This is a genomic window from Streptomyces litchfieldiae (assembly GCF_031845365.1).
GTDB classification, from domain to species: Bacteria; Actinomycetota; Actinomycetes; order Streptomycetales; family Streptomycetaceae; genus Streptomyces; species Streptomyces litchfieldiae.
Genome location: NZ_JAVREL010000034.1, coordinates 19770 through 33500, shown reverse-complemented (window position 1 = coordinate 33500; position 13731 = coordinate 19770). Strand labels below are relative to the sequence as shown.

Sequence of the window (13731 nt, the reverse complement as noted above, 5' to 3'; positions counted from 1 at the left end):
CGCCGCGCGGTCCCCTGGCCCACCGGGTCCGGGGACCGCCGGTTCTCCCGCCCTCCCCGGCCCAGCCGGGTGGGGCCGGAGAGCTGGCGCCGATCCGGCGCGGTTCTGACGATCAACCAAGGAGAGACGATGACCCACCCGTTGAGCGCTCCGGCCCCCGGTGGCGACGACGAGAACAGGAAGGGAGCGACCGGCAGCTCGGGCAGCAGTCGGGCGTTCGGCGACGGCGGCGCGTCCGGTCGGCCGTCCGGCACCGGCACGGACTACACCGGGAGCGGCGGGAAGACCGAGCTCGTCAGGCTCATCCGCCAGCTCGAATCGATCGAGATCCGCACCGACCGCGACCTCTACCGGTACGCCCGGCTGCTGCGGGCGATCGGCATGGAGCTGTCGCTGCGGGTCCAGATGGACGCCGACTGGATCGCCGCGCTGCTGTCTCAGTACAAGGGGCGCTGGTACACCTTCGGCGCCGAATCCCGGGTCCGGGCGCGCCTGGTGGCCGGCCATCTGAAGCAGGGCGCGCGGGCGGCGGAGGTCCTCGGCATGGCCGGGATCAAGACCTATGCGGCGTTTCAGAGGCATTTCGTGAAGCCGGAGATCGAGGCCCAGAAGAAGCAGAGGACGTCGAAGGACGGCGGCTTCACCATCACCGAGGCCGACGGCAACAAGAAGGGAGGACGGGCGGCATGATGGCCCGGAAGGAAGATACGTTCGGCGGCGGGCGGCGCGGTCCCTGGTGGGGGCCGCGCCGCGGCGGCGCGTTCGACAGCGAGGTCGGGACGGGCCGGAACTGGGGTCCGATCATCACCTACGGCGGGCCGTGGGCGCTGACGGTCGGCGGCTGGCCGGCGGTCGAGCTGACGCACCTGGCCGTCCAGAACAACCCCACCGCCATGAGCCTGACGGCCCTGGCGATGTCCGGTGCCGGATACGGGATCGCCGCGCTGCTGCGGCGCCTGGACATCCGCGCCAAGGCCGATAAGGACACCAGGATCGCGCACACGGTCAACTGCACCGCCTTGAGTGTGGGTGCGGTTGGCGGCACGGTCGTCGGCCTCGACTCCGCGCTGATGGCCGGGACCTGGTTCATCACCGGCTTCAGCCTCAGCATCGCCAACAACGTCTGGAGCAAGTTCGGCTCCAGCCGCAAGGCGAAGAGCGAGAAGACCAGCAAGTGGGCGCTGCTGGAGGAGAACCTGGGCCTGGCCAAGCACGAAGTCCAGAACGTGGAGACGAACGGCAAGGGCACCGTGTTCGCCGACATCGAGGCGACCGGCGGCGCCACCGCCGAGGACCTCGCGCGGAAGATCCCGGCGATGGCGGCGGCGCTGCACGTCGGGAAGGACCGGATCACCCACACCACCGACGAGGACGACGCCTCCAAGGTGAGGCTGCGGATCCAGTCCGGTGACTTCCTGAAGGCCGGCCGCTCCTGGCGCGGCCCGTCCGCGTTCGGCGCGTCCATCGCGGACACTCCGCTGCGCTACGGGTTCTACGAGGACGGCGAGGACGTGCTCATCAACATCGTCGGCCCGGCGATGCGGGAGCCCGGCCCGGTGCCCTCCATGAACGTCGAGCACTGCATCGCGATGGGCGTGAACGGCGCCGGCAAAACCTTCGGCGTCTCGGTGATCCTCGCCGACGCGATGACGCGCAGCGAAGTGTCCGTCGCGGTGATCGACTGCTCCAAGCCCGACCAGGACTACGGGCACATCCGGCACGGCGTGGACCTGTTCATCCGCAACCCCGGCGACGCCCGGCGCTTCTTCAAGAAGATGCCGGACGTCATCAAGGCCCGCACCGACGACCTCGCCCGCGGCGGCTACAAGAACTGGACGCCCGGCTGCGGCCTCAACTTCCTGATCGTCGTGGCCGAGGAGGCCGCCGACTACGCGGCCGACAGCAAGGGCTACCAGAAGATCCTGCGCACCGCGCGGTCCGCCGGGATCTGGATCATCACCAGCATCCAGCGGGCCACCCACAACAACATCGACACCGAGGCCCGCGCGAACTCCCCGGCCGGGCTGTGCTTCGGGCTGCGGGACGGCGCGGACGCCCAGTACTGCCTCCCCGACGAGGCGATCGACCAGGGCGCCTGGCCGCAGTGGGCCAACCGCAAGCCCGGCTACCACTACCTCGCCGGGCTGGGCGCCCCCGAGGACCGGTGGGCGGTCAAGGCCCGCACCGAACTCGGCGCCCCCGCCGAACTGGCGGCCGCGGTCAGCGCCGGCACCGCCGTCCGTACCCCGCTCGACACCGTGACCATCGGCGCGTTCGGCGAGCTGTGGAACAACCGCGAGGTGTTCGACACTCCGCTGCTGCCCGCCGAGGACGGACCGGACGGACAGCCGCCCCGGCCGGTCGCCCCGCCGCCGCCCCGCGCGGCGGCCGGCGGCTGGCCCGAGGAGGAGACCGACCACGACCTGGACGACGACGACGCCGCCCGCGAGGTCGAAGAGCTGGAGGAAGCGATGGCAACCGAAGTGGAGGAACTGGAGGACATGCTCCAGGACGTGCTCGACCAGGACCCCGAGCCCGGCGAGTACGAGGGGCTGACCCTGGACACCGCGATCCCGGACCCGGACGAGGAGGAAGCCCCGGTCCTGGACCTGGGCCACCCCACCCCGGAAGAGGACCGCCTGACCTCCGCGCAGGCCCGCGACGCGGTCCTCGCGCGGCTGGACGAGTGGATTCGCACCGGCAAGCAGGACTTCTACCCGCGCGAGCTGAACGACATCCTGCTGCGCGTCGACATCGGCGACTCCCGCCGCTGGTTCTACCGCCTCCGCGACAAGCTCATCGCCGACGGCTTTATCAGCGAGGACGAGGGTGACGACGGCTTCGGCCGGTACGACATCCTCCGCTCCCCCCTCGCCTGACAGGTACTCACAGTGACCGGAATCGGGGCGCACTGTGCGGTCCGCCCGCACAGTGCGCCCGGGGCCGGTCCCCCTAGAAGGAACCCTGTGCGCAGCCGCGCACAGCCCGATACACACCCATTTGTCCCACGCGCACAGTGCGCTCGCACACTCCACCGCACACCACACACCGTGACTGAAATCCCGGCTTGGAGGCCCCCATGACCGCCCCGCCCGACACCCGACACCGACCCGAACCGACCCCCGAAACCGCCCCGAAGAAGGCCCTGAGCGGGCCTGTCCCGGCCCTCGCCGCGCCGCCCCGGCAGACGTCCACACCGGCCACCGGCGGCTCGCAGAACGCCCCTCAGGAGCATGCCGGGAGTGTTCCCGTCCGCACACAGCTACGGCGTTGGGAGATCCTCCTGGTCGTCGTCGGCGCGCTGCTCGCCGCCGGCGTCTCCACCCTGGGCCTCATCAGCTCCTACCAGGCCCTCTACGACATGGCCAACACCCCCGCCGACCAGGGCGGATGGGGCTGGAAGTGGCCCTGGCTGCTGCCCATCGGCATCGACCTGTCGATCCTGGCGTTCGGCGTCGTCAACCTGCTGCTCGTCAGGTTCAAGCGCCCGCTGTGGTGGGTGCGTTGGGTGCCCCGGGCCGCAACCGGCGTGACGATCTACCTGAACTGGACCGCCGCCAGCTCGCTCCCGAGCCAGCTCGGGCATGCCGGTCTGGCTGCCCTCTGGGTGGTGTTCTCCGAGGTCGCGGCGCATCTGTACGCCGCGCACATCGACCCGGAAGGCACCAAGCAGGCCCGTGGCCGACGGGTCCCGACCTCCCGCTGGATCCTCAGCCCCTTCGCCACGGCCCGGATCGCCCGGCAGATGACCCTCTGGGAGCTGACCTACCCCGAGGCGCTGGAGCGCGACCAGGAACGCCGCGTCTACGTCGAGCGGATGCGGCAGATCCACGGCCGACGCTGGAAGCGCGAGGAGAAGCTCCGTCAGAAGCAACTCCCGCTGTTGCTCGCCCCCTACGGCCTCAGCGTCGAACAGGCCCTCGCCGTGCCGCTGGAGGAAGAGACCAAGGAGTTGCAGCGGCAGGCGGCCGCCGAGGCTCAGCGAGTCGAGGCCCAGGCTCAGCGGGACGCCGCCGAGGCTCAAGCGCGCGCCCGCAAGCTGGAGGCGCAGGCCGAGCTGGAGCGCCGCGAGCAGGAGCTGGCGGCCGCCCGGCAGTGCGCCGAAGCCGAGCGAAAGGCCGAGGCTCAGCGGCTCGCCGCCGAGGCTCAACGAGCCGAGATGGAGGCTCAGGCGGCCGCGCACCGGGCTCGACTGGAGCGCGAAGCCGAGGAGCGGCGCCTCACCGAGGAGGCCGAGGCCCGCGCGGCCGAGCTGGCCGAGCAGGCCGAGCGCCGCCGCGAGGAAGCCCGCCGCCAGCGGGAAAAGGACCAGCTCGCATGGGAGATGGAGCAGTCCCGGGCGCGCCGGGAGATGGAGGAGGAGGAGCGACTGCGGGAGGCTGAGGCCGCCCGCCGCGCCGTTGAGGAACAGCGGCAGGTCGAGCTGGAGGCGGCCCGGGCGGCGGCCGAGCGCGAGCGGATCGAGGCCGAGCGCGCCGCCGTCGAGCGGCGCCACCGCGAGGAGATCGCTGCTGCCGCTGAGGCCGAGCGGCGTGCCGCTGAGGAAAAGAAGGCTGCCGCTGAGGCTGGCCGCCGTGAGGCTGAGGAACAGCGCCTCGCCGCCGAGGAAGCCGCTCGGGCCGACGTCGAGCGCGCCGCCGCCGACCGGCGCCGCCGAGAGGAGGCCGCAGCCGCTGTCGCCGCCGAGGCCGAGGCCCAGCGCCGCCAGGCCGAGGAACGGGCCCGCGTCGCCGAACTGGAGCGCGCCGCGGTCGAAGCCGCCGCCATGGCGCGGCTGAGCCCGGCTGAGTTCCAGGCCCACCGCGTGGCCGCGATGATCGCCGCGCGCGGCGAGCACGCCGTGACGCTGGAGGTCATCAAGGAAGAGTTGGGCGTCTCCGAAGGCACCGCGGTCAACCGCCGCAAGCGCGCCATGGAACTCCTGGACGGCAACGGCAACGGCAGCAGGCTGCTGGCCCTGCCCGCTGGCGGGAGCGACACCGGCGAGACCGGAGCGGAGGCCGCTCGATGATCCGCTTTATTCCCGACGACGGGCCCACCGGCCCGATCCCCCTGCACCACACCGAAGAAGAGACGCTGGTGTGGGAGTTCACGACCCCGGGCGCTGGCGGGCTGCTCCTGGAGCTGCCCGCCGGTCCCGGCGACATCCCGGTCAGCCGCCGCGGCGACCTGACCAACTGAAAAGAGGACGTCGACCGTTCCACTGCGCCCCCGAGATGAATTCGGCACCTCGGGGGCGCGGTGAAGAGGCCGAAGCCTCCCGCCGATTCCATCACGTGGCACCGGCCCGGCAGTAGCCCGCCGCCCCGCGCACCCCCTCGAACACCCGCCCCCGAAGGGAACTTCACCATGCCCGAATACGACCCGCGCGACCTGGCCCCGACCCGCCCGTACTACCCCGAGCAGATGCCCACCCCGCCTGGCCCGCTCGCCCACCCACACTCACCGAGCCCGGCCTTCGAGGCCGCCTACCGGCAGCGCGTCGACGAGCTGCTCGCCGCCGAGCAGATGCTCCTCGCTCTCCGCGCCCGCCAGGCCGCCGCGCTGCACGCCCACCAGGGCATGGTCGTCCCCGGCGGCTACGGCCCCTACCCGCCCGCCCCCGCCACGGAGCCGGTGCCCGCCCGGGCGAGGGCGTTCGCCACCTACGCCCTGTCCGGCGGCGGCGCGGTCGCCCTGGGCGGGATCGGCCTGCGCGCCGCCCAGCCCGCCCTCGCCCAGGCCGCCGAACTCGCCACCGGGCTCGGCACGCTCGGCGTCCTCGGCGCAGGCGCCTGGCTGCTGCTGCGCGGCACCCGTACCGGCCGTACCGACCGAGACGGCGCCCGCACTGAGGTCCACCTCCACCGCGGCGCCCGCGTCAAGATCCGCAACCTCCACAACCACAACCGCTGACCGGTCCGCCTGTCTGGTCACCGCCCGCCCTGTACGGGCTACGGCGGGGGCCGGGCAGGCCGACCGGCCCGCACCACCACCACACCACCACCGAGGAGCTGAGTGAGCACCGACTCCACCCCGCCCGACAACACCACCCCCACCCCCACCGACACAGCCACCACGCCGCCCGCCTCCCGCATGCGGCGCTGGTGGGAACAGACCCTCGACTGGACCGGCGACCGCATCGAGGACGTCCTCGACGCCTACGCCGAGGGCTGGTCCGGCACGGCGACCTGGATCCGCGCCCTCGCCTACACCGCCGGCACCGCCGCAGGACTCGCCGCCCTCTGGGGCGTCTTCCGGTTCTTCGCGTGGGTCGCCGGATGGTCCATCCCCAACGCGCCCGATGTCCCGGACGTTCCCGACGTCCCGCGCGACACCGGCCTGGTCGCCACGATCACCCAGCCCGTCCACACCTACCTGGAGGCGCACACCATCGGCCTGCCCCTGGAGGCCGACACCGCCTACACCACCTGGTACCTCATCGGCGCCGGCGCCCTGCTGCTGGGCATGGCCACCGGCTCCGTCGGCGCGCGGCTGACCTGGACCGCCTGGGGCGCCGCCACCGTCGCCATGGTCTGGCAGGCCACGCCCGACCCCGGCCGCCCGGTCGCTGTCGGCCTGGCCGTCCTCGCCTGGACCGCCGCGTCTGTCCTCGCTCTCCAGGGCCTGAACCTGCGGCCTGTCACCCACCACCACACCCACATCACCACCCAGCCACGGATCGACATCCCGCAGCCGCGTGTCGAGCGCATCGACATCAACGGCCGCCAAATCCACCCCACCGACTGACCACGGTCTGGCGGTTGCCTGATCCACCCGCCCCGCCGCACCACGGCGGGGCGGGTGGTGACGGGGAGCCGGACAGCCCGTCCGCCCTCCAAAAACACGAAGGAGTAGTCATGGCGTTCTGGAACCGGAAGAGGACCTCAGAGCAGTCAGCCGCCACGGCGGACAACGCCATCAGCGGCGGCGAGATCGACACCTCCGTACAGGCCGGCCAGATCCACGGCGGCATCACCAGCACCGGCGACACCAGCACGGTCACGGTGACCGGCAACGGCACCATCATCGGCAACCAAATCCACGGCGGGATCAACCAGACGTTCAACTGACCCACCGCCCGCGCCCCGGCCCGCCAGCACTCGCTGGCGGGCCATCACCATCTGGACCAGGAGACAACCGACTGTGTGGACGACCCTGATAGCCGTGCTCGGCACCCTCGGCGGCGCCGTGACAACTGGCCTGGTGCAGCACCTCGCTGACCGCAGCCGCAAGCGCGAACACGCCCGTCGTGACCTCGCCGACGCCATCGAGGGCCTGCTCGCGGCGATCGTGACCCACCGCGAGCAGCGGTGGTTACGCGTCGCCGCCACCCGGGAGGCACGGCCCGACAGCCCGGAGGCCCGTGAACGCCGCTACGCCGCTCGCTCCCAGGTCACCCGAGCCCGGGATCGCCTGGCCATGACGACGAATGACGCCGAACTGCTCGCCGCCGCCCAAGCTGCTATCGACACCACGAACGCCCTCGGCGACATCGCCCTCGGCACCGTGGTCGATGGCCGTTTCGCGCCCGAGATCGAACAGGCGCTGCGGGACGCCCGCGACGTGTCCCGCCAGGCCCACACCGCGCTGCGCGAGCTGGGCGCCGCCCGCGTCCACGCCTGACCCGCTCCACCAACTCACGTGCCCGCCGCCGGGCGGGCCACATGCCAGAAACGAGGAGACCATGCCGAAGCAGCAGTACCGCGCTGTCCTGCACACGATCACGAAGTTCTCCGGCGGCGGCTACCCCGCCGGCGTCGCGTGCGGGAAGCGGTCGATCAGCATCCGCGACGCCCGAGCCGGTATCAACGCGGCCCGCAAATACAAGGCCGACGTCCAGGTCCACGAGACGACCGATCGAGACGGCACTCCCCTGCACGTCGCGTACGCCCACTACGGGCCCGGCACGTGGGACAACGCCGCCTTCTCCACCGAGATCTACGAGATCCCCACTGCGGCCCTCACCGACCTCTGACGGCTGCTCGCGCCGCCGGACCACGCTCCGGCGGCAAGAGGAGCCGGACAGCCCGGACTCCGACAACAGAAAGGGAAGCACCCGTGGCTCAGCCCCACATCTCCACCGCACCGGCCCGCACCATCGGCCGGGCGGTCACCGCGCGGCGCTGGATGGTCAGCGTCCTGCACATCCTCGCCGAGGCCACCGACAAGCTCACGGCTGCCGCGGCCGTCGGCGTCGCGGCCACGTCGATGTTCGAGTTCGGGCCGCAGTGGGCGCAGCTAACCAGCGCGTTCGACCTGACGCTTGCCGTGCTCGCCCTCTACGGCGCCGCGCAGCTCATCAGGCCGGGCCTCACCGGCCTGGCGACCTGGCTGGACCCCGACCTGCGTGACGGCCACGACCTGCGCGAGGCCGGCCGTCTTATCGCCCAGGTCCGGCAGGACCTGGAGGCCGGCGACGACTGCGACGACGTTCTGCGCGAGCTGTACGTCAGCGCCGTGGCCGAGCAACTCGCCTGGCTCCTGGAGGACTTGGCCAAGGAGAAGCCGGAGGAGATCACCACCCTGTTGTGGGTCACCTCCGACCACCTGCGCGACACCGCGCAGGCCCTCGCCCCCCGGCAGTGATGCCGCCCCGGGACGGCCGCCAGGTCGCCAAACTCGCCGGCCGTCCCGGGCCCACCACTTCCCATACGAGAAGGACGGACTGTCAATGTCCCACACCGTTCCCCGGCGGCGCCGACGTGCGGCCCGCCGTACCCGCCGCCGCGCCCTGATCCGTCGGGAGCTGATCTGCGTCCCGTGCGCGGTCGCCTGGCGCGGCAGCGAGGCCGACTGCTGGAACTGCGGCCAGCCCGCCACCAGCGCGCACCACCGCTCCGCGCTCCAGCAGCTGCTCGCCAGCGTCGGCAACGCCAGCACCGGCCCGGCCTGGAAGGCCACGCGGTGACGACCCCCGCCGAGAAGAAGAGGAAGCCCCCTGTGTCCGAACGCGCCACCCGCTTCGCCGTTTCCTACGCCTTGCTCCGCGCCGCCGCGGACGTCGCCGACCACTGGGTCCAGTCGGACTACTGCGCGCAGGTCAAGGGCGCCACCGACGACGCCACGGTCACCGTGGTCGACGAGGTCACCGACGCCAAGACCGTGCACGGCACCGCCGACGGAACGCGCGCGTGTGTCTGGCACTGCCTGACCTACACCGCCACCCAGGGCGTCGTCCTGGTGGCCGGCTCCCGCGCCGTCGGTGTCCGGCTGCGGCCCGGCGCCGTCGCCGCCGCGCTCGCCGTCAGCGGGATCACGCACTACATCGCCGACCGGCGCGTTCCCAACGGCGTTCTTCAGCGCCTGTCCACCCGGCTCGGGAAGGGTCGGTTCTACCGCCTGGCCGACCACGGAATGAACGGCGCCTACGCGCTCGACCAGGCCTGGCACCACGGCTGCGAGACCCTCGCCGCCGTCGTCGCCTCCGCGAAGTAGCCCACGCCCGAAGCCCCGCCCGGGGCAGCCCGGGCGGGCCGTCGCATCCAGGAGACGAATGTGACACCCGACTCCGTCCGGCCCGAGCCGGGCACCATCCTGACCCTCGAACAAGTTGAGCCCGAGGCCACGTACTACGGCGTGCGCGTGGCCGCGTGCGAGGACGGCGAGCCGCTGCTGGCCATCGGCACCCACGACCTGCGCCGTGTCATCGCCGCATGGTCCCGCTACCTGCGGGAGTTCTGCGGCGAGACGCTGCGGGACTACCTCAGCCTGTGCGTCCCCGACTGCACGGCCCCGTGGTGCAACCGGTACGACTGCCGGACCTTGCGCAGCACGATCGACCGCCCGGGCTGGCTGGTCTTCCGCGCCCCGGACCCGGCCAAGGACCAGGACCCCGAGTACGCCTGGTACTTCGAGGTAGCCGACGCCGACACCCTCGGCGCCATTCCGGTGGTGAGCGTATGACCCCGCAGTTCACCGGCGGCACCTTGGTGGTGCTGGTCGGCCCCAGCGCGGCCGGCAAGTCGACCTGGTGCGCGCAGTTCCCCAGCAGCTGGCGGGTGAACCTGGACACGTACCGGGAGATGGTGACCGACTCGGCGGCCAGCCAGAGCGGCGAGGCGGTCGTCGCGCAGATCCAGGACCTGGTCCTGGACGCGCGCCTGGCCCGCAACCTGACCACGCTCGTGGACAACACCTCCCTGTTGGTCCACGCCCGCGCTCGGCTGCTCGCCCAGGCCCGCTACTACCAGCGGCCCTGCGTGGCCGTCCTGTTCGACCACGTGGACCTGGCCGAGCGGGAGCGGCGGAATGCCGCCCGCGTCCGGCAGGTCCCGACGGACATCCTGCGGTGGCAGGACACCCTGATCCCCACCGCCGAGCAGCTGCGCAGCGAAGGGTTCATGGAGGTACTGCCCGCCCTGGAAGCGGTGGGCGCGGCCACCGGAGGGCGTGTTGGCTGACGGCTCCCTGCTCCCGACCTACGAGTGGGGGGAGGCGCCCGAAGGGCTGGTCACCCGCCGCCAGCTGCGGGAGATGGACCTGAGCCCGGGCGGGCACGGCCCGGTCGCACAACTCCGGTGCCTGGCGCTGCCTCTACTACCCGCTCCGCGACTGCACCCGGAAGGCGCTGCTGTTCCGCGTCGACCTGGCCCGGCCGAAACGGGTGCCAACCCTCGCGCAGGAGTGGGCGCTGGACCGGGCGATGGCCGCCCGGCAGACCTGCCCCCTCTGCCACGTGCGCTACCCCCACTGCCTGCCGCTCAAGACGCTCGGCAGCTGCTGGAACTGCTCCCCGCACGCCGCCGAGCTGGCGGCCGCGCACGCGGCCTGACCTCTCTGTCCCGTCAGGCAGGCCCGGCCGCCGGCCGGGCCGTACTCATTCCGGAAGAACCTCTTGATGACCCACCTCACCGCCCGCAGCGCGGCCGCCGCCGCGCTGCGGGGCACCGACCCGGTCCGCGGACTGACCACGCGCCAGCCCTGGACCAGCTCCATCGCGTACCTGGGCAAGCGCATCGAAAACCGCAGCAGGGTGACGACGTTCACCGGCTGGCTGATGGTGCACGCCGGCCTCCTGACGGACCGGGAGGCGATACGCGACGCCCCGCGCGACCTGACGCACCTCGAGGCGCGCGGCGCCGTCCTCGCGGTGGCCAGGCTCACCGGCTGCCACCGCTCGGTCGACTGCAACCAGGCGTGCAGCACGTGGGCACAGCCCGACCGCGTGCACTGGCAGTTGGCCGACGTCGTTGCCCTGAAGGAGCCGGTGCGGGCGACCGGCGCGCTCTACCTGTGGACCCCCACCGAGGAGCTGCGCCAGGCCGTCGCCGCCGAACTCACCCGCTGACCCACCACGCACAACAGCAAGGCCCCCACCAACCGGTGGGGGCCCGCGGGCGCCCCTCGCCTGGCAGCACCGGGCGCCCACCCTCCCCGCGAAGAGAAGGGACCGTCAGTATGCCCGCCGATGACTTCGACGGCATCACCGGCCTGGAACGGGAACTGATCCCGGTCCGACCGCCGGCGCCCGGGCGCTGCCCGCCCACGCCGATCACCCCCGAGCGCGCCGCGGTCAACCGCGCGGTGCTCGAAGCGGCGATCCGCCGCCCTACCGGACGGGAGGCAGCGGCATGACCACCCCGACCATCCCGGCCGACACGGCCGTCGCCGCGTCCCGCACCATCGCGCGCAACGCCCGCAGCAAGGAGGACCTGGAGCAGCTCCTGGAGGCCACCGGCCTCCCATCCGACCCCGACGCGGTCGTCGCGCTGCTGCCCCACCTCCCCGAGCCCCCTGCCGAACACCACGACGAAGACGACGACCAGGACCACGGCCAGGACGGAGACGAACCGATGACCGCCACACCGGAGCCCGCGGCCCCGCTCACCGACCAGCCCGTCCCCGCCGAACCGGTCGACGTCGCCGAGCAGGCCGACTCGCGCGCCAGCGACTCGGAGATCGAGGCGCTCCTGGTGTGGGGCGAGCAGCACGACACCAAGAGCATCGCTGCCCTTGCCACCCGCGTCCGCGCGGGCCTGGCCGAACTCGCCGACCGCCGCGACAGCGAGCGCCAGGTCGCCGATGCCGCGGCCGCCGTCGAGCGGCTGAAGACGGAGCTCGCCCGCGCCGAGGCCGCCCTGCGCGAGGCCCGCGCCGGCAAGCCCAGCAGCACGTCGGCCGCGCCGTCCGCGCCGTCCCGGCCCCGGGAGGAACTCGCCCGCATCCGCGCGTGGGCCCGCGCCAACGGCCACCAGGTCGCGGACCGCGGCATCATCCCCCGGGACATCTGCGAGGCGTACGACGCCGCCCATGCCGGAACCAACGGAGCGGACCGGTGAGCCGCCGCACGCTGGCCCGCTGGAGCCACAGCCTCCGCCGCGCCCTCGGTAGCCGGCCGCGCACCGCCCCGGCTGCCGTGCCGCAGTCCGCCAGCTCCTACGTGCCGCCGGCGGACCGCCCCGCCGAGTGGGCCGCGGACGCCGCCGGGCTGCACGCCGCCGGCCGTCCCCTGCCCGAGATCGCCGCCGCCCTGTGCGTGGACCAAGGCACCGCGGCCCGGCTCGTACGCTCCGGCCAGCTGGCGCTCGCCGACGAACGGCTCCAGGAACTCCTCGGCGACCGCGCCGCCGCGTGGCTCGACCACCAGGTGAGCCGCCGTGTCGACGCCGACCGGCTCGACCCGGACACCGCGCTGGCCGCCATCGCGCACGCCGTCCTGGCCGACGACGCCCTGGTCCTCGCCGCTCCCGGCCAGACCTGGACGCTGCGCCCGGACCGCGCCACGGCCAGCGGCCTACCGAAGTCGGTGACCATCACCGCCCGCAGCAGCGACCCGCCGCGCGTCAGCCTCCGGTACGACGACGGCCGCCAGGAGGACGACGTCGACCCCTCGCTGCTCACCCAGTACTACTGGCTCGCCGCCTGGGACCGCGAGGACCAGGAGGTGCCCTGACGTGCTGTACGTCGACCAGCTGGTCGACTACGGCGACATCGCCCGCCAGCGAGGACTGCGCCACAGCACGTGGTGCCACCTGCTGGCCGACACCGAGCCCGAGCTGCACGCCGCCGCGCGGCAGCTCGGGCTCCGCCGTTCCTGGTACCAGCGCAAGGGGCCGGACGACCCGGCCTGGCACTACGACATCACCCCCGCCAAGCGCCGCCAGGCCGTCGCGCAGCTCGGCGCCGCCGAACTGGACCGCGCCCGGCCTGGCCGCCCTCATCGCCCGCCGCCGCGCACAAGCCAGCCCGCCTGGGCAAGGCCTGCGGCTGCTGGTGTGGCGCGACGCGAGCCACTACGACCGCCGCGGGGAACGGCCGTGCGTGCTGTGCGGCCACCCCACCCCGCTGCGCTCCCACCGCCGGGAGCCCGCACACAAGACGTGCGCCGAGCAATGGCTGACCGATCACCCCGGCGACGACCGCTTCCTGTCCGACCCACCCGCCCGCCGCAGCGCGGACGACCACGCCTGACGAAGGAGACACCCACCGATGGCACGACTGAAGCTCACCATCACCCCCGTCCACGCCGACGGCACCGCCTGCACGCACAAGATGCGCCCGAGCGGAAAGCCGGCCGACCCGACATCCGGGTGCACCGGCCGGGCCCGCTACCGCGTCACCTGCTCCGGTTGCACTTGGACCGAGGAGCCCGGACTCCGCGTGCTCGCCGAGGACGCCCGCGACTCCCACCGCCGCCTGCACATGCTCGGGCGGCCGACACCGCTCGGTCACGGTCGCTGACGAAGTCGCGCATCCTCGCTGGCGAGGGCCACGCGGTCGCCGGCGACCATCGCCACATCAACCGCCCGG

Annotated in this window: 21 protein-coding genes and 1 pseudogene; all 22 read left to right on the top strand. The window is 73.0% G+C overall.

Annotation, left to right across the window (positions count from 1 at the left end; genetic code table 11):
* Window positions 1–129 precede the first annotated feature (129 nt).
* The 22 genes and pseudogenes from RM590_RS34040 (at window position 130) to RM590_RS33940 (ending at window position 13662) form a co-directional block, all read left to right on the top strand.
* The gene (locus RM590_RS34040) at window positions 130–690 is read left to right on the top strand and encodes a hypothetical protein (protein WP_311708676.1); all 561 of its coding nucleotides are present in this window, start codon (window positions 130–132) and stop codon (window positions 688–690) included.
* Window positions 687–2879 carry a hypothetical protein gene (locus tag RM590_RS34035; protein ID WP_311708675.1) on the top strand — a complete coding sequence of 731 codons (2193 nt, stop codon included), beginning with the start codon at window positions 687–689 and terminating at the stop codon, window positions 2877–2879. Before RM590_RS34040 ends, RM590_RS34035 begins: the two co-directional genes overlap by 4 nt.
* A gap of 200 nt (window positions 2880–3079) precedes the next feature.
* Window positions 3080–5011 (top strand): DUF2637 domain-containing protein, encoded by a 1932-nt coding sequence (locus tag RM590_RS34030; RefSeq protein WP_311708674.1) that lies wholly within the window; start codon window positions 3080–3082, stop codon window positions 5009–5011.
* Window positions 5008–5181 carry a hypothetical protein gene (locus tag RM590_RS34025; RefSeq protein WP_311708673.1) on the top strand — a complete coding sequence of 58 codons (174 nt, stop codon included), beginning with the start codon at window positions 5008–5010 and terminating at the stop codon, window positions 5179–5181. Before RM590_RS34030 ends, RM590_RS34025 begins: the two co-directional genes overlap by 4 nt.
* Window positions 5182–5349: 168 nt before the next feature.
* Entirely contained in the window at window positions 5350–5895 is a 546-nt protein-coding gene (locus RM590_RS34020) for a hypothetical protein (protein WP_311708672.1), read from the top strand.
* Window positions 5896–5997: 102 nt separating this feature from the next.
* Window positions 5998–6729, top strand: a complete 732-nt coding sequence (locus RM590_RS34015) for a hypothetical protein (protein ID WP_311708671.1) — start codon at window positions 5998–6000, stop codon at window positions 6727–6729.
* Window positions 6730–6839: 110 nt separating this feature from the next.
* Complete coding sequence (locus RM590_RS34010) at window positions 6840–7052, top strand: hypothetical protein (RefSeq protein ID WP_311708670.1); 213 nt, start codon at window positions 6840–6842, stop codon at window positions 7050–7052.
* A gap of 73 nt (window positions 7053–7125) precedes the next feature.
* Window positions 7126–7605 (top strand): hypothetical protein, encoded by a 480-nt coding sequence (locus RM590_RS34005; protein ID WP_311708669.1) that lies wholly within the window; start codon window positions 7126–7128, stop codon window positions 7603–7605.
* A 61-nt stretch (window positions 7606–7666) separates the two neighbouring features.
* A complete protein-coding gene (locus RM590_RS34000; RefSeq protein WP_311708668.1) occupies window positions 7667–7957 on the top strand; it encodes a hypothetical protein in 291 nt (96 codons plus the stop codon).
* Between the two features lie 83 nt (window positions 7958–8040).
* Window positions 8041–8568, top strand: coding sequence for a hypothetical protein (locus tag RM590_RS33995; protein WP_311708667.1), 528 nt, complete (start codon window positions 8041–8043; stop codon window positions 8566–8568).
* 85 nt (window positions 8569–8653) lie between these two features.
* A complete protein-coding gene (locus tag RM590_RS33990) occupies window positions 8654–8890 on the top strand; it encodes a hypothetical protein (RefSeq protein WP_311708666.1) in 237 nt (78 codons plus the stop codon).
* 32 nt (window positions 8891–8922) lie between these two features.
* A complete protein-coding gene (locus RM590_RS33985) occupies window positions 8923–9417 on the top strand; it encodes a hypothetical protein (protein ID WP_311708665.1) in 495 nt (164 codons plus the stop codon).
* A 60-nt stretch (window positions 9418–9477) separates the two neighbouring features.
* Window positions 9478–9885, top strand: coding sequence for a hypothetical protein (locus tag RM590_RS33980; protein ID WP_311708664.1), 408 nt, complete (start codon window positions 9478–9480; stop codon window positions 9883–9885).
* Window positions 9882–10382 carry an ATP-binding protein gene (locus RM590_RS33975; protein WP_311708663.1) on the top strand — a complete coding sequence of 167 codons (501 nt, stop codon included), beginning with the start codon at window positions 9882–9884 and terminating at the stop codon, window positions 10380–10382. The genes RM590_RS33980 and RM590_RS33975 overlap by 4 nt, the downstream gene beginning before the upstream one ends.
* A gap of 203 nt (window positions 10383–10585) precedes the next feature.
* Window positions 10586–10753, top strand: a complete 168-nt coding sequence (locus tag RM590_RS33970; RefSeq protein WP_311708662.1) for a hypothetical protein — start codon at window positions 10586–10588, stop codon at window positions 10751–10753.
* A 66-nt stretch (window positions 10754–10819) separates the two neighbouring features.
* The gene (locus RM590_RS33965) at window positions 10820–11269 is read left to right on the top strand and encodes an ASCH domain-containing protein (protein WP_311708661.1); all 450 of its coding nucleotides are present in this window, start codon (window positions 10820–10822) and stop codon (window positions 11267–11269) included.
* A 110-nt stretch (window positions 11270–11379) separates the two neighbouring features.
* Window positions 11380–11556: a hypothetical protein gene (locus tag RM590_RS33960; protein WP_311708660.1), complete on the top strand. Its 177-nt coding sequence runs from the start codon at window positions 11380–11382 to the stop codon at window positions 11554–11556.
* Window positions 11553–12260 (top strand): Lsr2 family DNA-binding protein, encoded by a 708-nt coding sequence (locus RM590_RS33955; RefSeq protein ID WP_311708659.1) that lies wholly within the window; start codon window positions 11553–11555, stop codon window positions 12258–12260. The genes RM590_RS33960 and RM590_RS33955 overlap by 4 nt, the downstream gene beginning before the upstream one ends.
* The gene (locus RM590_RS33950; protein ID WP_311708658.1) at window positions 12257–12874 is read left to right on the top strand and encodes a hypothetical protein; all 618 of its coding nucleotides are present in this window, start codon (window positions 12257–12259) and stop codon (window positions 12872–12874) included. The genes RM590_RS33955 and RM590_RS33950 overlap by 4 nt, the downstream gene beginning before the upstream one ends.
* Window position 12875: 1 nt before the next feature.
* Window positions 12876–13061 (top strand): annotated as a pseudogene (locus RM590_RS36135) (DUF4031 domain-containing protein); the annotation flags it as partial.
* A gap of 133 nt (window positions 13062–13194) precedes the next feature.
* Window positions 13195–13392, top strand: a complete 198-nt coding sequence (locus RM590_RS33945) for a hypothetical protein (protein WP_311708657.1) — start codon at window positions 13195–13197, stop codon at window positions 13390–13392.
* 18 nt (window positions 13393–13410) lie between these two features.
* Window positions 13411–13662, top strand: a complete 252-nt coding sequence (locus RM590_RS33940) for a hypothetical protein (RefSeq protein ID WP_311708656.1) — start codon at window positions 13411–13413, stop codon at window positions 13660–13662.
* Window positions 13663–13731: the final 69 nt, after the last annotated feature.